General features: G+C 72.8%; 21 protein-coding genes, 2 pseudogenes and 1 riboswitch. Of the genes and pseudogenes, 18 read left to right on the top strand and 5 right to left on the bottom strand.

Annotated features, from left to right (window positions below; genetic code table 11):
- Positions 1–267, top strand: a pseudogene (locus LRS74_RS18130) (DUF3099 domain-containing protein); the annotation flags it as partial.
- Positions 268–351: 84 nt separating this feature from the next.
- On the opposite strand, the gene LRS74_RS18125 reads toward LRS74_RS18130, so the two are convergent.
- Positions 352–717 (bottom strand): DsrE family protein, encoded by a 366-nt coding sequence (locus LRS74_RS18125; RefSeq protein ID WP_277741972.1) that lies wholly within the window; start codon positions 715–717, stop codon positions 352–354.
- Positions 718–987: 270 nt separating this feature from the next.
- Between LRS74_RS18125 and LRS74_RS18120 the strand changes: the two genes are divergently transcribed.
- From LRS74_RS18120 to LRS74_RS18095, 6 genes are all read left to right on the top strand, one after another.
- Entirely contained in the window at positions 988–1,560 is a 573-nt protein-coding gene (locus LRS74_RS18120; RefSeq protein WP_277741971.1) for an FABP family protein, read from the top strand.
- A 30-nt stretch (positions 1,561–1,590) separates the two neighbouring features.
- Positions 1,591–1,669: riboswitch (cobalamin riboswitch) on the top strand.
- A gap of 184 nt (positions 1,670–1,853) precedes the next feature.
- The gene (locus LRS74_RS18115; protein ID WP_277741970.1) at positions 1,854–2,924 is read left to right on the top strand and encodes an iron ABC transporter permease; all 1,071 of its coding nucleotides are present in this window, start codon (positions 1,854–1,856) and stop codon (positions 2,922–2,924) included.
- A 124-nt stretch (positions 2,925–3,048) separates the two neighbouring features.
- Positions 3,049–3,822: an ABC transporter ATP-binding protein gene (locus tag LRS74_RS18110; RefSeq protein ID WP_277741969.1), complete on the top strand. Its 774-nt coding sequence runs from the start codon at positions 3,049–3,051 to the stop codon at positions 3,820–3,822.
- A gap of 70 nt (positions 3,823–3,892) precedes the next feature.
- Entirely contained in the window at positions 3,893–4,933 is a 1,041-nt protein-coding gene (locus LRS74_RS18105; RefSeq protein ID WP_277741968.1) for an ABC transporter substrate-binding protein, read from the top strand.
- Positions 4,934–4,952: 19 nt separating this feature from the next.
- Positions 4,953–5,411, top strand: a complete 459-nt coding sequence (locus LRS74_RS18100; RefSeq protein WP_144386933.1) for a Fur family transcriptional regulator — start codon at positions 4,953–4,955, stop codon at positions 5,409–5,411.
- Positions 5,412–5,421: 10 nt separating this feature from the next.
- The gene (locus tag LRS74_RS18095) at positions 5,422–6,387 is read left to right on the top strand and encodes a glycine cleavage T C-terminal barrel domain-containing protein (protein WP_277741967.1); all 966 of its coding nucleotides are present in this window, start codon (positions 5,422–5,424) and stop codon (positions 6,385–6,387) included.
- A 19-nt stretch (positions 6,388–6,406) separates the two neighbouring features.
- Here LRS74_RS18095 and dtd read toward each other — a convergent pair whose 3' ends face one another.
- Positions 6,407–6,832 carry a D-aminoacyl-tRNA deacylase gene (dtd, locus tag LRS74_RS18090; protein WP_277741966.1) on the bottom strand — a complete coding sequence of 142 codons (426 nt, stop codon included), beginning with the start codon at positions 6,830–6,832 and terminating at the stop codon, positions 6,407–6,409.
- Between the two features lie 142 nt (positions 6,833–6,974).
- On the opposite strand from dtd, the gene LRS74_RS18085 reads away from it, so the two are divergent.
- The 6 genes and pseudogenes from LRS74_RS18085 to LRS74_RS18055 form a co-directional block, all read left to right on the top strand.
- Positions 6,975–7,481, top strand: coding sequence for a hypothetical protein (locus LRS74_RS18085; protein ID WP_277741965.1), 507 nt, complete (start codon positions 6,975–6,977; stop codon positions 7,479–7,481).
- Between the two features lie 104 nt (positions 7,482–7,585).
- A complete protein-coding gene (locus LRS74_RS18080; protein ID WP_277741964.1) occupies positions 7,586–8,551 on the top strand; it encodes an asparaginase in 966 nt (321 codons plus the stop codon).
- A 56-nt stretch (positions 8,552–8,607) separates the two neighbouring features.
- Complete coding sequence (locus LRS74_RS18075; protein ID WP_277741963.1) at positions 8,608–9,855, top strand: GNAT family N-acetyltransferase; 1,248 nt, start codon at positions 8,608–8,610, stop codon at positions 9,853–9,855.
- A 250-nt stretch (positions 9,856–10,105) separates the two neighbouring features.
- Positions 10,106–10,483: an RNHCP domain-containing protein gene (locus LRS74_RS18070; protein WP_277741962.1), complete on the top strand. Its 378-nt coding sequence runs from the start codon at positions 10,106–10,108 to the stop codon at positions 10,481–10,483.
- Positions 10,483–10,893 (top strand): RNHCP domain-containing protein, encoded by a 411-nt coding sequence (locus tag LRS74_RS18065; RefSeq protein ID WP_277741961.1) that lies wholly within the window; start codon positions 10,483–10,485, stop codon positions 10,891–10,893. Before LRS74_RS18070 ends, LRS74_RS18065 begins: the two co-directional genes overlap by 1 nt.
- Positions 10,894–11,047: 154 nt before the next feature.
- Positions 11,048–11,146: pseudogene (locus tag LRS74_RS18055) on the top strand (RNHCP domain protein); the annotation flags it as partial.
- 50 nt (positions 11,147–11,196) lie between these two features.
- On the opposite strand, the gene soxR reads toward LRS74_RS18055, so the two are convergent.
- Complete coding sequence (gene soxR / locus LRS74_RS18050; protein WP_277741960.1) at positions 11,197–11,652, bottom strand: redox-sensitive transcriptional activator SoxR; 456 nt, start codon at positions 11,650–11,652, stop codon at positions 11,197–11,199.
- Between the two features lie 52 nt (positions 11,653–11,704).
- Here soxR and LRS74_RS18045 point away from each other — a divergent pair, with 52 nt between their 5' ends.
- On the top strand, positions 11,705–12,316 hold the full coding sequence (locus tag LRS74_RS18045) for an NAD(P)H-dependent oxidoreductase (protein ID WP_277741959.1): 612 nt from the start codon (positions 11,705–11,707) through the stop codon (positions 12,314–12,316).
- Positions 12,317–12,661: 345 nt separating this feature from the next.
- On the opposite strand, the gene LRS74_RS18040 is transcribed toward LRS74_RS18045, so the two are convergent.
- The gene (locus LRS74_RS18040; protein ID WP_277741958.1) at positions 12,662–13,291 is read right to left on the bottom strand and encodes a TetR/AcrR family transcriptional regulator; all 630 of its coding nucleotides are present in this window, start codon (positions 13,289–13,291) and stop codon (positions 12,662–12,664) included.
- A 343-nt stretch (positions 13,292–13,634) separates the two neighbouring features.
- Between LRS74_RS18040 and LRS74_RS18035 the strand changes: the two genes are divergently transcribed.
- On the top strand, positions 13,635–14,573 hold the full coding sequence (locus LRS74_RS18035) for a serine hydrolase (protein ID WP_277741957.1): 939 nt from the start codon (positions 13,635–13,637) through the stop codon (positions 14,571–14,573).
- A gap of 63 nt (positions 14,574–14,636) precedes the next feature.
- On the opposite strand, the gene LRS74_RS18030 is transcribed toward LRS74_RS18035, so the two are convergent.
- Positions 14,637–15,467 (bottom strand): nitroreductase/quinone reductase family protein, encoded by an 831-nt coding sequence (locus LRS74_RS18030; RefSeq protein WP_277741956.1) that lies wholly within the window; start codon positions 15,465–15,467, stop codon positions 14,637–14,639.
- Positions 15,468–15,753: 286 nt separating this feature from the next.
- Between LRS74_RS18030 and LRS74_RS18025 the strand changes: the two genes are divergently transcribed.
- The 3 genes from LRS74_RS18025 to LRS74_RS18015 all read left to right on the top strand — a co-directional run bounded on the left by LRS74_RS18025 (position 15,754) and on the right by LRS74_RS18015 (position 17,349).
- On the top strand, positions 15,754–16,179 hold the full coding sequence (locus LRS74_RS18025; protein WP_260868049.1) for a helix-turn-helix transcriptional regulator: 426 nt from the start codon (positions 15,754–15,756) through the stop codon (positions 16,177–16,179).
- 33 nt (positions 16,180–16,212) lie between these two features.
- On the top strand, positions 16,213–16,905 hold the full coding sequence (locus LRS74_RS18020; RefSeq protein ID WP_277741955.1) for a hypothetical protein: 693 nt from the start codon (positions 16,213–16,215) through the stop codon (positions 16,903–16,905).
- Positions 16,906–17,007: 102 nt separating this feature from the next.
- On the top strand, positions 17,008–17,349 hold the full coding sequence (locus LRS74_RS18015; RefSeq protein ID WP_277744809.1) for a DUF2516 family protein: 342 nt from the start codon (positions 17,008–17,010) through the stop codon (positions 17,347–17,349).
- The last annotated feature ends 97 nt before the right edge of the window (positions 17,350–17,446 follow it).

Genomic DNA, 17,446 nt, shown 5'->3' with positions numbered 1-17,446 from the left:
TACGCTGAAGGCATGTACGCGCGACGGCGGCGCGCCTACTTCTTCATGATGGGCGCGTGTCTGACGCTCTTCATCACGGCCTGGGCCGTGGTACGGCTGTGGTCGGTCCCGGTCGCCGTCGGCATGTGCGTGGTGGCCATGGTCATCCCGCCGCTGGCCGCGATCGTGGCCAACCGCAGGGGGCCGGACGACCGGTGGTGGGACGAGACCGGGGACCGGCAGTCGGACGAGTGGTGGCGCGAGCTGGACCGCCGCGAGCCGCGCTGAGCCACCTGCCTGAGCCGGCGGCTGGGCCACCCGCGTGAACCTACGGCGCGGAACGACCGCGGACCGACCGCGGGCCGGCCGCCGTCAGTAGACGAGCGACCGCACCCCGTCCGGCATGATCTCGCTGACGAAGACCTGCGCCCCGGCGATCCGCGCGCCCTCGATGAGGTCCTTCTCCTCGATGCCGCGCCGGGCCGCGCACTGCGTACAGAGCGTGATCCTGCCGCCGCCCGCCAGGATCCCGTCGATCAGCTCCGGCAGCGGCGCCGCGTGCGGCAGCTCGAACTCCGCCGCCCGCCCCGGCAGCGCGAACCACGAGGACTCCCCGGTCAGCCAGAGCGAGACCTCGACGCCACTGGCCACGGCGACCGCCGCCACCGTGAACGCCTGGGAGCACCGCTCGGGCGCGTCGGCCCCCGCCGTCACCTTGATCACCAGCTTCTTCGCCATATCCGCACTGTAGTGCGCGCGGGGCGCGCGCCGACGGGGCGCACCTCACGGTGTCGCGAGACCGGCGCCGACTAGACTTGGGCACGGTCCGTAACACCTCATCCCCCGAGGAGCACGCTCGTGCTTGAGGCAGTCTTCACCGCCCTGATGGTCCTGGTCGCCTTGGCCACACTCGGCTTCGTCGGCCTGACCTGGAAGAAGCTCTACCAGGGCCAGCGCTGACCCCGCCGCAGCCCGCCGCCCACCCCGACTCACAGATCGCCTGAGTTCATGATCGAGATCCCGTCCGACCTCCACCCGGACCTCGTACCCCTCGCCTTCCTCCTCGGCAACTGGCAGGGCGTCGGCGTCGCCGACTTCCCCGGCTCCGAGAAGTGCAACTTCGGCCAGGAGGTGACCTTCACCCACGACGGCCGGGACTTCCTGGAGTACGTCTCGCACAGCTGGGTGCTCGACGCCGAGGGCAACAAGGTCCGCCCGCTGGAGACCGAGTCCGGGTACTGGCGCATCGACAAGGACCGCAAGGTCGAGATCGTGATGATCCGCGACCAGGGCGTGGTCGAGGTCTGGTACGGCGAGCTGGCCGACAAGAAGCCGCAGATCGACCTGGTCACCGACGCCGTCGCGCGCACCGCGGCCTCCGGCCCGTACTCCGGCGGCAAGCGGCTGTACGGCTACGTCAAGAGCGACCTGATGTGGGTGGGCGAGAAGGCCACCCCCGAGGTGCCGCTGCGGCCGTACATGTCGGCGCACCTGAAGAAGGTCGTCACCCCCGAGGAGGTCGCGGAGATGGCCCGCAACCTCGGCGACCTGCCGGACGACGGCATCGCCTTCTTCCGCTGACGCACAACCGATCCACCCACCGCCACCACGGGGGAAGTCCGGTCCGAGTCCGGCGCTGACCCGCAACGGTAGGCGGCACCCCCCGTGGGCGCCGCGAGCCCGATCACCCGTGGTGGCGTTGCTCCTGACAACTCGCCGTGGACTGCGAGGGGACGACGCCGGCGCGCCGTACGCGAGGACAGCGCACCCGGGCCGCTCCTCGGCACGTACGGGACGCGGCCCGAGGCGAAAGCGACGGCACCACGGTGACACCCCCGAGCACCAGCCCGAGCCCGATATCGACGGAAGCGCCGGTGGCGGGCGAGGGCTCCGACGACGGCGCGCCGGCGCGACGGCTGCCGTTACCGCCCCTCGTGGCCGGCCTCTCCCTCGCTCTGCTGATCTCCCTCGTCTGCGGCGTCGGACTGGGCGCGGCGGGGCTGTCCTGGGCCGAGGTGCTGCGTTACCTGCGCGCCGGTCTGACCGGGGCCACCATCGGGCGGGACGAGGTGGCCGCGTACACCATCGTCTGGGAGCTGCGCTTCCCGCGGGCGGTGCTGGCCGCCGTGGTCGGGGCCGGGCTCGCGGCCATCGGGGTGGCCGTGCAGGCCATGGTCCGCAACGCGCTCGCCGACCCGTTCGTGCTGGGCATCTCCTCCGGGGCCGCCGTGGGCGCCAACGCGGTGCTGCTGTTCGGGGCCTTCTCGGGGCTCGGCCTCTGGGCGCTCTCCGCCTCCTCCTTCGTCTCCGCGCTGGCCGCGATGGCGCTGGTGTACGCGGTGGCCCGCTCGCCGCACGGGCTGACCCCGCTGCGCCTGGTGCTCACCGGCTCCGCCATGTACTACTGCTTCTCGGCCATCACCACCCTCATGGTCTTCACCGCCAACCGCGGAGAGGCGGCCCGCTCCGCGCTGATGTGGCTGATGGGCAGCCTGAGCGGCGCCAGTTGGGCCTCGGTGCCGATCGCCGCCGTCGCCGTGCTGGCCGGACTGGCCCATCTGGGCTACTCCGCCCGCCGGCTCAACGCGCTGGCCATGGGCGATGAGACGGCGGCGGCGCTGGGGGTGGACGGCCGCCGGCTGCGCGCCGAGCTGTTCCTGGTGACCGCCGCCGTCACCGGGGCCGTGGTGGCCGTCAGCGGAGCGATCGGGTTCGTCGGGCTGATGGTCCCGCACATCGCCCGGATGCTCGTCGGCGCCGACCACCGCCGGCTGCTGGCCGTGGCCCCGCTGCTCGGCGCGGTGCTGCTGGTGTGGGTCGACATCCTCTCCCGGGTGCTGCTGGCCCCGGTCGAACTCCCGCTCGGGGTCATCACCGCCGTACTGGGCGTGCCGTGCTTCGTGCTGCTGATGCGCCGCCGCGGCTACACCTTCGGAGGTGCGTGATGCGCCTCGCCCCGCCATCCGCCACCGCCCCGCCCGTCGCGCCGGGGGTCCTCCGCCGGGCGGCGCCCGCCACCCCCCGGTCGGGGCCCTCCCCCGCCGTCCCCCACCCCCATGGAGGTGCCTGATGCAGGTCGACATCGACGGGCTCGGCGTCGAGATCGCCGGAGCGCGGCTGGTCCGGGACGTGGCGCTGCGGGCCGGCAGCGGGCAGCTGGTGGGACTGGTCGGGCCGAACGGGAGCGGCAAGTCCACCCTGCTGCGCTGCGTCTACCGGGCGCTGCGGCCGGCCGCCGGGACGGTGCGGCTGGACGGGGAGGACCTGTGGGCGATGAGCCCCCGGGAGAGCGCCCGGCGGCTGGCCGCGCTGCCGCAGGAGTCGAGCAGCGAGTTCGACTTCACGGTGGCCGAGGTGGTCGCCATGGGCCGGCTGCCGCACCAGAGCGGCGCCGGCCGGACCACCGCCGCCGACCGGGAGGCGTGCGCCGCGGCGCTGCGTCGGGTCGCCGCCGACCACCTGGCCGGCCGCGGCTTCCTCACCCTCTCCGGCGGCGAGAGGCAGCGGGTGCTGATCGCCCGCGCGCTCGCCCAGCAGCCGCGGGTGCTGGTGCTGGACGAGCCGACCAACCACCTGGACATCGCCCAGCAGCTGGAGGTGCTGGCGCTGGTGCGGGACAGCCGGCTGACCGTGCTCACCGCGCTGCACGACCTCAACCTGGCCGCCGTCCACTGCGACCTGCTGTACGTCATCGCGCGCGGCCGGATCGTCGCCTCCGGCGCCCCGCACGACGTGCTCACGCCCGAGCTGCTCGCCGAGGTCTTCGGGGTGCGCGCGCACCGCGTGCCGCACCCGGAGTCCGGGGCCGTGCAGCTGCTCTTCGACCGGCTGCCCGCGGGCTGACCGCCCCGCCCCCGCCGAGTCACACCCCGCCCGTGCCCACCGCCCCTCCGCGCCCCCAGACGAGGACCCCATGACCCCGCGCCACGCCCTGCCCGCCGCCCTGACGCTCGCCCTCGCGCTCGCCGTGACCGGGTGCGGCGCCGACGTGGCGGACGACAAGCCGTCCGCCGAGGACTCCGCGAAGGACCGCCCCGTCACCGTCGAGAACTGCGGCAGGAAGGTCACCTACGACCGGGTCCCCGAGCGGGTGGTCACCAACGACGTCGGCATCACCGAGATCATGTTCGCGCTCGGTCTGGAGGACCACATGGCCGGCTATGTGATGGGTGACGACCGCGGCGACCTGGAGGACATCCCCTGGAAGGGCGGCTACGACAAGGTCGAGCGGCTCTCCGACAAGGAGATCAACCGGGAGCTGGTCCTGGACGCCAGGGCCGACATGGTCTTCGCCGGCTGGAACTACGGCTTCGGCGAGGGCAACGGTTTCACCCCCGCGGCCCTGAAGAAGGTCGGCGTCGACTCCTACGTCCTCACCGAGTCCTGCCGTAACGGCGGCGACGGCAAGGCGCGCGGCGTGATGTCACCGCTGGAGGCGCTCTACACCGACCTGGACAACCTCGGGAAGATCTTCCATGTGGAGGACCGGGCCACCGCGCTGATCGCGAAGTTCAGGAAGCAGGTCGCCGACGCCCAGGCGGACCTTCCGGCGGACGGCGACCGTCCCACCGTCTTCCTGTACGACGCCGGCGAGGACAAGCCGTTCACCTCCGGCCGCTACGCGGGGCCGCACGACATCATCACCAGGGCCGGCGGCGACCACGTCATGAAGGACCTCGAGGACTCCTGGACCACGGTCGGCTGGGAGAGCGTGGTCGAGCGGGACCCCGAGGTCATCGTGATCAACGACTACGGCGACACCACCGCCGAGCAGAAGAGGAAGTTCCTCAAGAGCTACCCGCCGCTGCGGAACGTGTCGGCGGTCAGGAACGACCGGATCTTCGTCCTGGACTACGTCGACCTGGTGGAGAGCCCCCGCAACCCGGCCGCCATCGCCACCCTGGCCGACTATCTCAAGGGCGTGCGGGAGGCGAACCGCGAACACGGGGGCTGAGCCTGCCTACACTGGGCGGGTGGCGAGTACCGACTGGAAGTCCGATCTGCGGGAGCGCGGATACCGCCTGACCCCGCAGCGCCAGCTCGTGTTGGAGGCCGTCGAGCGCCTCGGACACGCCACCCCCGACGACATCCTCACCGAGGTGCGCCGCACCGCCAGCGGGATCAACATCTCCACGGTCTACCGCACCCTGGAGCTGCTCCAGGAACTGGGGCTGGTCAGCCACGCCCACCTCGGCCCCGGCGCGCCCACGTACCACCTGGCCGACCGGCACCACCACATCCACCTGGTGTGCCGGGACTGCACGGACGTGATCGAAGCCGATCTTTCGGTGACCGAGGAGTTCGCCTCCCAGCTGCGCGACACCTTCGGCTTCGAGACCGATCTCAAGCACTTCGCGATCTACGGCCGGTGCGCCGACTGCGCCGCCAAGAGCGGCCGGCGGCCAGGGCGGGGCCCGGACGCCAAGTCGTAGGCTGTGCTGCATGAAGAGCCCTTTGCTGTCGCTGCCCGGCGCCGTCCCCGGCGAGGGCCCCGACGAAGGTGTCGCCGCGCACTACGGCGACCTGTTCCGTGAGCAGCGCGCGCTCGCCGACGGCACCGGCTTCGTGGACCTCTCGCACCGCGGGGTGGTCACGGTCACCGGTGCCGACCGGCTGAGCTGGCTGCATCTGCTGCTCACCCAGCACGTCAGCGAACTCCCCCCGGGCCAGGCCACCGAGGCGCTGGTCCTCTCCGCGCACGGCCACATCGAGCACGCCCTCTACCTGGTCGACGACGGCGAGACGACCTGGGCCCATGTGGAGCCCGACACCCAGGACGCGCTGATCGCCTACCTGGAGAGCATGAAGTTCTTCTACCGGGTGGAGATCGCCGACCGCACCGACGCCTATGCCGTGGTGCACCTGCCGGCCGGCTCCATCGCCACCGCCCCGCCGGACGCGGTGGTGCGCGAGACCGCCCACGGCCGCGATCTCTTCCTGCCGCGCGCGGAGCTGGAGTCCTTCGCCGCGGCCCACGGCCCGGCCGCCGGCATGCTGGCGTACGAGGCGCTGCGCGTGGAGGCGCACCGGCCGCGGCTGGGCATGGAGACCGACCACCGCACCATCCCGCACGAGCTGGGTTGGATCGGCACGGCCGTCCACCTCCAGAAGGGCTGCTACCGCGGTCAGGAGACGGTCGCGCGGGTGCAGAACCTGGGCAAGCCGCCGCGCCGGCTGGTCTTTCTGCACCTGGACGGCAGCGAGGTGAAGCTGCCGGGGCACGGCGCGCCGGTGCGGCTGGCCGCCGACGGCGAGGAGGGCCGCCAGCTCGGCTTCGTCACCACCTCGGCTCGCCACCACGAACTGGGCCCGATCGCGCTGGCGCTGGTGAAGCGGAACGTCCCGGTGGACGCCCCGCTGATCGTGGACACCACGGCGGCGGCCCAGGAGGTCGTCGTAGAGCCGTAGCCCGGCTACGCCGCCTGTACTACACCTCGATCAGCACGGTGAACGGGCCGTTGTTCGTGAGCGAGACCCGCATGGACGCTCCGAAGCGGCCCGTCTCCACCTGCGCTCCCAGGGCCCGCAACTGGGCCACCACCTCGTCGACGAGCGGCTCGGCGACCTCGCCGGGCGCGGCCGCGTTCCAGGTGGGGCGCCGGCCCTTACGGGCGTCGCCGTAGAGGGTGAACTGGCTGATGACCAACAGCGGGGCGGAGATGTCCGAGCATGACTTCTCGTCCTCCAGAATGCGTACCGTCCACAGTTTGCGGGCCAGTTGGGCGGCCTTCTCCCGGGTGTCCCCGTGGGTCACCCCCACCAGCACGCACAGCCCCTGACCAGCGATCTCGCCGACCGTCTCGCCGTCGACGACGACGCTCGCCCCGTCCACTCTCTGTACCACAGCACGCATGGGCACCATCATGCCCTGCGCCCCACAGGGCACCGCCTCCGCGCATGCCTATGCGCGCCCCTGACGCAGAGTGGCACGATGCGTGCTGCCAGTGCGTGACGGGGCCACGCGGCCGGGGCGCGTGGCGAGGGGACGGAGAGCCATGAGTACGACAACCGACGACGAGCAGCGCCTGGACGGCCTGCACCTGGCCGAGCTGCGCAAGCTGCGGCGCGGCTCCCAGCGGGAGGAGGCCGACCTCAGCTATGTGCGCCGGCTGCTCCAGGGCCGGATCGACATCCTCCGCGCGGAGCTGGGCCATCGCTCGGTGGCCTCGGTCCCGGCGCAGCCGGTGCTGGACCGGCTGCCGGAGATCCTGGCGGACGAGCCCTCGCGGCAGCGGACCTCCGCGCGCCATGTGACGCTCGGCACCCCGCGCACCGAGGAGTACCGGCGGCTGGCCGAGGCGATGCTCGCCGAGGTCGGGCTCTCCGACCTGCGCGCCCGCACCGACGAGGAGTTGCACGGCGCGATGGGGCGGCTGATGACCTACGAGCAGCAGGTGTCGCGGCGGCGCCAGGAGCTCCAGCACACGGCGGACGGTTGCAGTGCCGAGATCGCGCGCAGGTACCGTGAAGGAGAAGCACAAGTAGACGACCTGCTCGCCTGACCCGTCGGCCCCGCGCGGCGCGCGGCTCCGCACGGAGGGCGGGGCCTCCCACTCCGCTCGGCGGCCCCGGGGGCAGGTCGCGCACCACCCCCGGAAGGCCGACGATGACCTCCTCCAGCACCGCCACCGCCATACGCCCGGTCCTCGCCGAGGTCGTACGCTCCGGCTTCGTCGAGGGCCACCACCGCGGGTCGCTGGTGGTGCTGGCGGCCGACGGCGGCGTCGAGCTGGCGCTGGGCGACCCGGACGCGCCGGTCTTCCCGCGCTCCGCCAACAAGCCGATGCAGGCGGCCGCGGTGCTGCGGGCCGGTCTCGAGCTGTCCGGGGAGCGGCTGGCGCTGGCCGCCGCGAGCCACTCCGGAGAACCGTTCCACCTGGAGCTGGTGGAGAAGATGCTGGCCGAGTTCGAGCTCCCCGCCACCGCCCTGCAGACCCCGCCCGACCTGCCGCTGGACCCGGTCGAGGCGGAGAGCTACCTGGCGGCGGGCCGGGTCCGGGACCCGCTGACCATGAACTGCTCCGGCAAGCACGCGGCCATGCTCGCCGCCTGCGCCGTGGCCGGCTGGCCGCGGCAGAGCTACCTCGACCCCGCCCACCCGCTGCAGCAGCTGATCCAGGAGGTCGTGGAGGCGGCCGGCGGCGAGCCGGTGACCCATGTGGGCACCGACGGCTGCGGCGCCCCGCTGATGGCGCTGAGCCTCACCGGGCTGGCCCGCGCCTTCCGCTCCTTCGTGCTCGCCGACCCGGGCACCCCCGAGCGCCGGGTGGCCGACGCGATGCGGGCGCACCCCGAGTACGTCGCCGGCACCCGCCGCCCCGACACCTGGCTGATGCGCGAGCTGCCCGGCACCCTCGCCAAGATGGGCGCCGAGGCGGTCCAGGCCGTGGCCCTCCCCGACGGCCGGGCCCTCGCGTTCAAGGTCGACGACGGCGCGACCCGCGCCCTGGGCCCCGTCCTGGCCCGCGCCCTGGCCCAGCTCGGCGTCTCCTCCCCGGTCCTCGCCCGCATCGGTGACGCCCCGCTGCTGGGCGGCGGCGAGCGCGTGGGCGAGATCCGCGCGGCGTTCTGACGGCGGCCGCCTAAACCACATGCGGGCAGGGCCCGACGGCACCTAGCGTTGAGGACATGGGCCTCGACATACGGACCATCGGCGACTCCGATCTCGCCGACTGGACACGCGCGTTGCACATCGGCTTCCTCCAACCGCCCAAGGTCACCAAGGAGGAGCTGGAGTTCCGGCGCCCGGGCATCGATCTCGACCGTACGCAGGGGGCGTTCGACAGCGAGTCCGACCGCTGCGTGGCCACGTTCCGCAGCTTCGCCCTGGAGCTGACCGCGGTCGGCGGGGCGGCCGTGCCGACCAGCGGCATCAGCAATGTCACGGTCTCGCCCACACACCGCCGCCGGGGCCTGCTCGGCCGGATGATGGAGCGCGAGCTGCGGGCTGCCCGGGAGCGCGGGGACGCCGCCGCCTCGCTGATCGCCTCCGAGTACCCGATCTACGGGCGGTTCGGCTTCGGCCCGGCCGCCTGGGTCACCGAGTGGGAGATCGACGTGGCCCGCTCCGGCCTGGACCCGCGGCACGCCGGCCCCGTCGACGGCGCCCGGATCGACCTGGTCGACGCCGCGACGGTGCGCACCCTGGGCCCCGCCCTGCACGACCGGCTGCGCGCCACCCGGCCCGGCTTCATCGAGCGGTCGGAGCGCTGGTGGCTGATCCAGACCGGCGAGCTCGGCTACCCCGACAGCGGCTGGAAGGAGCCGTTCTACGCCGTCTACCGCTCCCCCGAGGGCTCGGTCGACGGGCTGCTGGCGTACGTCTCCGACGACCGCTGGGAGGCGAAGCGCCCGCACGACACCGCCACCGTGGTGCAGTTGCTCGCCGCCTCCCCGGCCGCCGAGCGCGCGCTGTGGCACTACGTGATGTCGGTCGACTGGGTCACCCGTGTCAGGACCGGGCTGCGCGCCCCCGACGACCTGCTGCCGCTGCTGCTGCCGGACCCGCGGGCGGCCACGGTGGTCGCGCACGCGGACTTCCTGTGGCTGCGACCGCTGGACGTGCCCCGCCTGCTGGAGGCCCGTGGCTACCCTTGCGCGGACACGCTGGTGCTGGAGCTGACCGACCGGGCGGGGCTGGCCGGCGGCCGCTATCTGCTGGAGGCGGGCCCGGACGGGGCGAGCTGCGTGCCCACCACCCGGTCCGCCGATCTCGCCCTGGACATCGCCGACCTGGGCACGCTGTGGCTGGGCGACGAGTCGGCGGTGCGGCTGGCGGCCCTGGGACGGGTGGCCGAGGAGCGGGCCGGCACGGCCGCGCGGGCCGACCTGCTGCTGCGCGCCCCGCGCCGGCCGTGGTGCCCGGACGTCTTCTGAACCGCCGTACGCCCGAGCCGCCGAACGGCAGGAACCCGACCCCGAAAACCCGTTGGTGACGTCCGCGCCCGCGCTGCTACGGTGCGGACGTCCCCTCCGCGAACCTGGGCGTGTCCGCCCTAGAGAGACGTGATCTATGACCCGGCACGCGCCGAGCGCGCCTCGCTGAATCGACGATTCCGCCACCGAGACCGCTCGGCCACTCCTGCCCTGAAACGTCTGTTTGCGAATTCAGCGAGGAGTACCCCGGGTGTCCAGAAACAACCCGAAGACCACGCCCGGTTCCCATCTGCGGACCGACACCTTCACCTGCGTCCGTTGCGGCCTGACCGTGGCGACGCTCGCCCCCGACGGCAGCCGCCGCAACCACTGCCCGAGCTGTCTGCACTCCCAGCACGTCCTGGACCGGGTCGAGGGCGGCCCCTCCGACTGCCGCTCCCGGATGACACCGATCTCCATCGCGGTGCTGCGCAACGGCGACTGGATGATCATCCACCGCTGCACGCGCTGCGAGGAGCTGACGTCCAACCCCGTCTCCGGCGACGACAACCAGCTCATCCTGATGCGCATGGCGGTGCGGCCGCTGGCCCAACCGCCGTTCCCGCTCGAAGCCTTCGGGGACCTGTGATGCCCCGGCGCACGCCGCGGCCGCGGCGGCCTCAGCGCCGAAAGGACGTGCTGCACGGCCCGGGCGGGGAGCGCGGGGACGCGTTCCGCTGTGTGGGCTGCCGGCTCGACGTGCCGCTCGTCGCGCCCGGCACCGCGCACCGCAACCACTGTCCGCACTGCCTGACCAGCCTGCATGTCGACCGGCGGGTGCCGGGCGACCGGGGCGAGAGCTGCCGGGGACGGATGGTGGCGCTGAGCCTGTCGGTGCGGCCGGACGGCGAGTGGCTGATCATCCACCACTGCCTGGCCTGCGACGAGCTCAGCGCGAACCGTATCGCCGGCGATGACAACGCGCTGGCGCTGCTGCGCATGGCCATGCGGCCGCTGTCCGACGCCCGGCTCCCGGCACGGGCGCTGCTGGCCCTGTGAGCGAGGGGGTGCGGCCGTGCCCGCGCGGCGCGTCCGCACCCCCGTCGGGGTCGGTTCCTGAGCAACCGGTGCGGCCCCGCGCCCTGTTCGGCGAACTGATCGTACGGGTTGGCCAGCGCGCAGTTGGCGATGGAGAGACAGCCGCAGCCGATGCCGTATCGCCGGCGATGACAACGCGCTGGCGCTGCTGCGCATGGCCATGCGGCCGCTGTCCGACGCCCGGCTCCCGGCGCGGGCGCTGCTGGCCCTGTGAGCGAGGGGGTGCGGCCGTGCCCGCGCGGCGCGTCCGCACCCCCGTCGGGGTCAGTTCCTGAGCAACCGGTGCGGCCCCGCGCCCTGTTCGGCGAACTGGTCGTACGGGTTGGCCAGCGCGCAGTTGGCGATGGAGAGACAGCCGCAGCCGATGCAGTCCGTCAGATGGTCGCGCAGGTTCTCCAACTGTTCGATCCGCTCGTTGAGATCCTTGCTCCAGCACCGGGAGATCTGCGCCCAGTCGTCCTTGGTCAGCACATGGTCGTCGGGGAACATCGAGAGGACGTCGCGGATCTGCGCCAGCGGCATGCCCACCCGCTGCGACGCGCGCACGAACGCCACCCGGCGCAGCGTGTCACGGGTGTAGCGGCGCTGGTTGCCGCTGGTCCGGCGGCTGTGGATGAGGCCCTCCCGCTCGTAGAAGCGCAACGCGGAGGCGGGCACCCCACTGCGCTGGGACAGCTCTCCGACGGTGAGTTCGTGGGTCTTCCAGGAAAGTTGGGACATGATCCCGAGACTAGCTTGACTTCAACCTTGGTTTAAGTCCGATTCTCGACGCATGGACACCACGCAGCATGTTTCCGCAGCCCCCGCCGCTCCGCTCCGCGTCGCCGTCATCGTCGGCTCCACCCGCGACGGCCGTTTCGGCCCGGTCGTCGCCGACTGGTTCACCGAGCGCGCCCGCGCCCACGGCGGCCTGGAGGTCGATGTGATCGACCTGGCCAGGACACCGCTGCCGCCGGACCTCAGCCACAAGCCCGACGCGGAGGCGGCCGCCGCGCTGGCCGAGGTCACCCCGCGGCTTGCCGCCGCCGACGCGTTCGTCGTGATCACCCCGGAGTACAACCACAGCTACCCCGCCTCCCTGAAGAACGCGCTCGACTGGCACTCCACCGAGTGGCACGCCAAGCCCGTGGGCTTCGTCTCCTACGGTGGGCTCTCCGGCGGCCTGCGCGCCGTCGAGCATCTGCGCCCGGTCTTCGCCGAACTGCACGCGGTCACCATCCGCGAGACCGTCAGCTTCCACCAGGCCTGGGCGCGCTTCGACGAGGACGGCCGCCCCAAGGACCCGGCGGGTCCCGACGGCGCCGCCAAGAGCCTGCTCGACCAGCTCGTCTGGTGGGCGCGGGCCCTGAAGGACGCCCGCGCGGTGCGGCCGTACACCGTCTGAGGGCATGGCACCGCGACATCTGAGGGGTACCACGCCACGACGCCTGAGAGGTACGACACCGCGACGGCTGAGCGGCACGGCGCCGCGACGCCTGCGGGGTACGACACCGCGACGTCCGGGCGCCGCGAGGCCACGGCGCCCGGGCGGGAGCGACCCCGGTGCCGAAGGGGCGGCTCCCCCGACGGCAGGGCGTACCGCCGGCCCCGGGCCGCCCGTTCGGCTTCCGCGCCCCGTACGCCGGGGGGTCGCGCACCCCTCACCCGGGCGGCGCCCCGGCGTCCGGCCGGAAACCGACGGCCTCCGCCCCGGCGCGAGGTAGCGGCGCGGCGGTCGCCGTCCGCGCGGTCACGGGTGCCGCTCCCCCGGCAGCGGTCGCCGCGCGACCTCCTGGGCGTCGTCCGGGGCCATGCCCAGCATGCGCAGCATCAGCTCCGCCATCTCCTCGCACACCTCCGGGCCGGCGCCGTCCGGGCGGGAGAGGGTCAGCTCGACCAGCCCCAGCAGCGCCCCGGCGACGCCCGCCAGCGCCACCTGGGGGTTGGCCACGCGGAAGCTGCCGGCGGCCACCGCCAGCTCGATGTCGCGCATCGCGCGCGTGGTCAGACCGCACTCCTCGTGCAGGCAGTTCATGCCGGTGCGGAGCAGGATGCGGGCGACCTCGGGGTGGGTCTCGGCGAGCCGGCCGGTCAGTCGGACGCCCACCGCGAAGGACTCGGCGGGGTCGTCGAGCCGGGCGGTGCGCTCCTCCAGCAGCGCGGCGTACTCCTCCAGCGTGTCCGCGACGGCCGCCTCGAACAGCTCGGCCTTGCTGGTGAAGTGGTTGTAGAAGGAGCCGAAGCCGACATCGGCGCGGTCGGTGATCTGCTGGATGCTGACGTCGGCGGGCCCCTGGTCGGAGAGGATCGCGCGGGCCGCGCCGATCAGCGCGCCGCGCGTCCGCGCGCGCCGGCGGTCCGTGCGGGTGGCGCCGGTCACCGCGCCCGCCCCGGCCCGCCGGGCCCGGGCCCCCCTGGGCTGCCCCGCCGGCGTCTCCCGCGTCTTCGTGGCGCCGGGTGAAATCCCGTCGTTCTGCACGGCGTTGCCCCCGTCTCGCGTCGTACCGCTCTGGGCTCACCCTACTGGCGGCCACAGATCTGAGCGGAGCATCAGGACCGTCACTGCCATCAGGGTGGCAGGCGCGCCCCGTGCCCCGACACCCCATTCCGGCCAGCATCGTTGCCAGACCTCAACATTCCTCGCACAACCGTTTCCCGTGGCCGACGCATCTAGTGAGTCGGAGTACAAAGATCATCATCTAGTCGCAACGGGGGAACCTCTCATGTCGCAGAACGGGATATCTCGGCGCGCCCGCGGGGCGCTCTCCGCGGCCGTGGCCGCCGGCGTGCTCGTCCCGACGGTGCTGGCCGCCGGGACCGCCCACGCCGCCCCGGGCGCGGCGGCCGCTCCCAAGGTCGTCTGCACCTCGGCCAAGGCGGGCCTCGCGGACAAGCTCACCAAGGACATCACCGCGGCGCTGCGCGGCCGCCCCGGCACGGTGGCCGTGGGGCTCAACGACCCGGCCACCAAGACCGTCTGCACCCTGCGCGGGGACCAGCGGTACGACTCGGCGAGCACCGTGAAGGTCACCGTCCTGGCGACGCTGCTGTGGGACGCCAAGAAGAGCAACCGGAAGCTCACCGAGCGCGAGTCCCGGCTCGCCACCGCGATGATCACGCGCTCGGACAACGCCTCCACCACGGCGCTGTGGAGGCAGCTCGGGACCTCCAAGGTCAAGGGCTTCCTGAAGGCCGCCGGGATGACCAGGACCACCCTCGACTCCGGCGGGGCCTGGGGCCTGACCCAGATCAACGTGCGGGACGAGCAGAAGCTGCTGTCCCTGCTCACCACCAAGAACAACGTCCTCAGCGACAACGCGCGTGCCTACATCCTCAAGCTGATGAACAAGGTCGTCGCCGACCAGCGCTGGGGCACCCCGGCCGGCGCCCCGAGCAGCATGAAGGTCCACGTCAAGAACGGCTGGCTGCCGCGGGACGACAGGCACGTCTGGCGGGTGCACAGCCTGGGCGCCTTCACCGGCGGCGGCCGCACCTACACGATGACGGTCCTCACCCACGACGTCCGCACCCAGACCGACGGCATCAACGCCATCCAGGCCGTCGCCCGCGTGGTCCACAAGGACCTCAACCCGGGCGCCAAGAAGGTCACCCTCGTCCCGACCCGCACCCCGGAGGCGGTCATCCCGCCCGTCGGCGGCTGACACTCCCGCGCCGCGGAGCGGATACGCCCTTCCCCGGGCGTACCGGCTCCGCGGCGCCCGAGCTCACGCGTCGAGGAGCGGGATCAACTCCTGCTCCTCGTACCGCAGATGACCTTCGAGCTCGTCCGCGAGCCGCTCCACCTCGGCCAGCACCAGCGCCGGCTCCACCCCCCGCGCGGAGACCGCCTCGCGCAGCCCCTCAAGGGCGGCCGCGATCTTCACATGCTCCTCGCGCAACCGCTCCAGCACCGGCGCGAGCTCCGGGTGGCGCCCGACCAGGAACGGGAACATCCCGGCGTCCTCGCCGGCGTGGTGGTTGTGCAGTCCCTGGCAGAGCGTCAGACAGTTGATGCGCAGCTGGGCGCCGATCCCCGGCCCGGACGCGGCGATCTCCGCGCGCACCAGCGCCAGTTCGCGACGTATGCCGTCGTGCGCCTGCTGGAGCACCGCCCCCATGGACGCCGCCGCCGGCTTCGGCGGGCCGTCCGGGATCGGCTCCAGCGCCACCACCGGTATCACGCGCTCCGTCTTCGCCTGGTACTCGGCCCATCCGGGGTCCGACTCCACCGCCCGCGCGAACGCCTCGTCCCGCTCCGCGCCCTGGAGCACGACGGCCCGCGCGTCATAGGTGAACAGCCCGTCCTCGACGGTCACTCGGGGATGGGCCACGAGGTTGTGGAACCAGGCCGGGTGCTTCGGCGCGCCTCCCGCGGAGGCGATCACCAACACCCGCTCCACATCGGGGAGGAAGCCCACCGGCGTGGTGTGCCGGGCCCCCGACCGCGCCCCGGTGGTGGTCAACAGCAGCAGGCGCGCCCCCTCGAAGGGGCCTCCCACCCGCCCACCGTTGGCGCGGAACTCCTCGATGACCTGCTGATTGAAATCGTTTGGCATGCGCTGCTTTCCTGGTCCGCCACACGGCGGGACCCGTTGAGGGGGAAGTGCTCAGAGCAGAGAACTGAAAGCGCCAAACGAAACGGTGGGCCCCTCGCCCACCCCGGCCTCAAGCGGAGGCCGGGTACCTTACTCGCTCACGGCCCATGGCCGACCCGGCAGTCATGGGCACGACGCTAACGCCCCCCGTCGCCCCGGCACAAGATCTTTTCCCGGGAGGGCGACACATAGCACTCTTGCAAGCATTCGCTTGCAAAAGTTAGCAGGGCGCGGCACCATCGAAGCCATGGCATCACTGAACGTCGGCAACCTGGGCGACTTTCTGCGCGAGCAGCGGCGCACCGCGCAACTCTCGCTGCGCCAGCTCGCCGATGCCGCGGGGGTGTCGAACCCGTACCTCAGCCAGATCGAGCGCGGGCTGCGCAAGCCGAGCGCCGAGATCCTGCAGCAGCTCGCCAAGGCGCTGCGGATATCCGCCGAGACGCTCTACGTCCAGGCCGGCATCCTCGACGAGCGGGATCGGGAGGAGGCGGAGGTCAGAAGCGTGATCCTGGCCGATCCGTCGATCAACGAGCGGCAGAAGCAGGTGCTGCTCCAGATCTACGAGTCCTTCCGCAAGGAGAACGGACACGCGCCCACCGGCGGCGCCGAAGCCGGCGACACCCACGACTCCAGCACCACCGACGGCGGCGTCCGCGCCGACGACGCCTGACCCTCGACCACCCATCCGGGAGGACCATCCGCCATGGCCATCACCGACGACGTGCGCAAGTCCCTCACCGACCCCACCCCCCTCTACTTCATGGCGGGCACGGCCGACCTGGCCGCCCAGAAGCTCAAGGAGGTGCCGGCGCTCGTCGACAAGATCCGCGCCGAGGCTCCGGAGCGCATCGCCGCCGTGCGGAACACCGACCCGCAGGCCGTGCAGGACCTGGTGACGCAGCAGGCCAAGGACGCCCAGGAGAAGCTCGTCGAGCTGCTCGGCTCGCTCGACACCGACCTGAAGAAGGTCCGGGACACCGCGCAGGACCTGGCCCTGCAGGGCGTGGGGCGCGCCGTCGAGCTGGTCGTCAAGGCGCGGGAGACCTACGAGGAGGTCGCCGAGCACGGGCGGGAGACCGTGCGGAACTGGCGCGGCGAGCCCGAGGAGGCGACCGAGAGCGCCGCCAGCCGGCCCGCCCAGCCACCGGCCGACTCTGGCTCCACCGCCGGTTCCGGGGCGTCCACCGCCGGTTCCGGGGCAACCACCACCGGCTCCGGCACGGCCCCCGCGGGCGGTGCGGCCAACGGGTCCGCGGGCGCCAACGGGACCGCGAGCGCCGCCGGCGGCTCCACCCAGCCCCGGGCCGCCGCCGCGGCCGCCAAGCCCGCCGCCAAGAAGCCGGCCCCGGGTCGCAAGCCCGCCGCGAAGAAGCCGGGCGCCAAGGCCGGCGAGTAGCACCCGGCACGGGCGGAGCGGGCACGCCCCGCGTCATCGCTCCGCCCACCCGGTACCGTGGCAGGCCAGGCACATCGACACATCAACGAGGCGGTGGACCACGTGCTCATGGAGAAATTCGGCGAGCTCCTCTCCTATGTTTCCCTTGGCCTGCTGCTCTTCAGCCTGTTCGCGTTCGTCGACTCCGCCTTCCGGCGCGAGGACGCCTATCGCGCCGCCGACAAGCAGACCAAGCCCTTCTGGCTGATCATCCTGGGGCTGGCGACGGCGGTGAACCTCTTCATGGGGATCTTCTCGTTCCTGCCGATCATCGGGCTGATCGCGACGATCGTGTACATCGTCGACGTGCGGCCCGCCCTGCGGCAGATCTCCGGCGGCCGCGGCGGCGGACGCCGCCGCGGCTCCAGCTCGGACGGGCCGTACGGCCCCTTCAACGGCCGCTGACCCGCACGACCGCCAGGTCCACGGCGCGCACGCGCCGTACGTGCCCCTTGGGGAACGTCAGGGCCGCGGCACGCGCCGTACGTGCTCCTCGGCGAAC

The organism is Streptomyces sp. LX-29 (genome assembly GCF_029541745.1).
Taxonomy (GTDB): Bacteria; Actinomycetota; Actinomycetes; order Streptomycetales; family Streptomycetaceae; genus Streptomyces.
The sequence above is the reverse complement of the archived record's forward strand: the minus strand, read 5'-3'. Positions and strand labels throughout refer to the sequence as shown.

Coding starts and splice junctions, on each gene's coding strand:
- dtd (WP_277741966.1), bottom strand. CDS start 6,832: ATGCGTGCTGTGGTACAGAGAGTGGACGGGGCGAGCGTCGTCGTCGAC.
- LRS74_RS18110 (WP_277741969.1), top strand. CDS start 3,049: ATGCAGGTCGACATCGACGGGCTCGGCGTCGAGATCGCCGGAGCGCGG.
- LRS74_RS18085 (WP_277741965.1), top strand. CDS start 6,975: ATGAGTACGACAACCGACGACGAGCAGCGCCTGGACGGCCTGCACCTG.
- LRS74_RS18020 (WP_277741955.1), top strand. CDS start 16,213: ATGGCCATCACCGACGACGTGCGCAAGTCCCTCACCGACCCCACCCCC.
- LRS74_RS18030 (WP_277741956.1), bottom strand. CDS start 15,467: ATGCCAAACGATTTCAATCAGCAGGTCATCGAGGAGTTCCGCGCCAAC.
- LRS74_RS18035 (WP_277741957.1), top strand. CDS start 13,635: ATGTCGCAGAACGGGATATCTCGGCGCGCCCGCGGGGCGCTCTCCGCG.
- LRS74_RS18025 (WP_260868049.1), top strand. CDS start 15,754: ATGGCATCACTGAACGTCGGCAACCTGGGCGACTTTCTGCGCGAGCAG.
- LRS74_RS18095 (WP_277741967.1), top strand. CDS start 5,422: ATGAAGAGCCCTTTGCTGTCGCTGCCCGGCGCCGTCCCCGGCGAGGGC.
- LRS74_RS18105 (WP_277741968.1), top strand. CDS start 3,893: ATGACCCCGCGCCACGCCCTGCCCGCCGCCCTGACGCTCGCCCTCGCG.
- LRS74_RS18080 (WP_277741964.1), top strand. CDS start 7,586: ATGACCTCCTCCAGCACCGCCACCGCCATACGCCCGGTCCTCGCCGAG.
- LRS74_RS18065 (WP_277741961.1), top strand. CDS start 10,483: ATGCCCCGGCGCACGCCGCGGCCGCGGCGGCCTCAGCGCCGAAAGGAC.
- LRS74_RS18120 (WP_277741971.1), top strand. CDS start 988: ATGATCGAGATCCCGTCCGACCTCCACCCGGACCTCGTACCCCTCGCC.
- soxR (WP_277741960.1), bottom strand. CDS start 11,652: ATGTCCCAACTTTCCTGGAAGACCCACGAACTCACCGTCGGAGAGCTG.
- LRS74_RS18045 (WP_277741959.1), top strand. CDS start 11,705: ATGGACACCACGCAGCATGTTTCCGCAGCCCCCGCCGCTCCGCTCCGC.
- LRS74_RS18075 (WP_277741963.1), top strand. CDS start 8,608: ATGGGCCTCGACATACGGACCATCGGCGACTCCGATCTCGCCGACTGG.
- LRS74_RS18125 (WP_277741972.1), bottom strand. CDS start 717: ATGGCGAAGAAGCTGGTGATCAAGGTGACGGCGGGGGCCGACGCGCCC.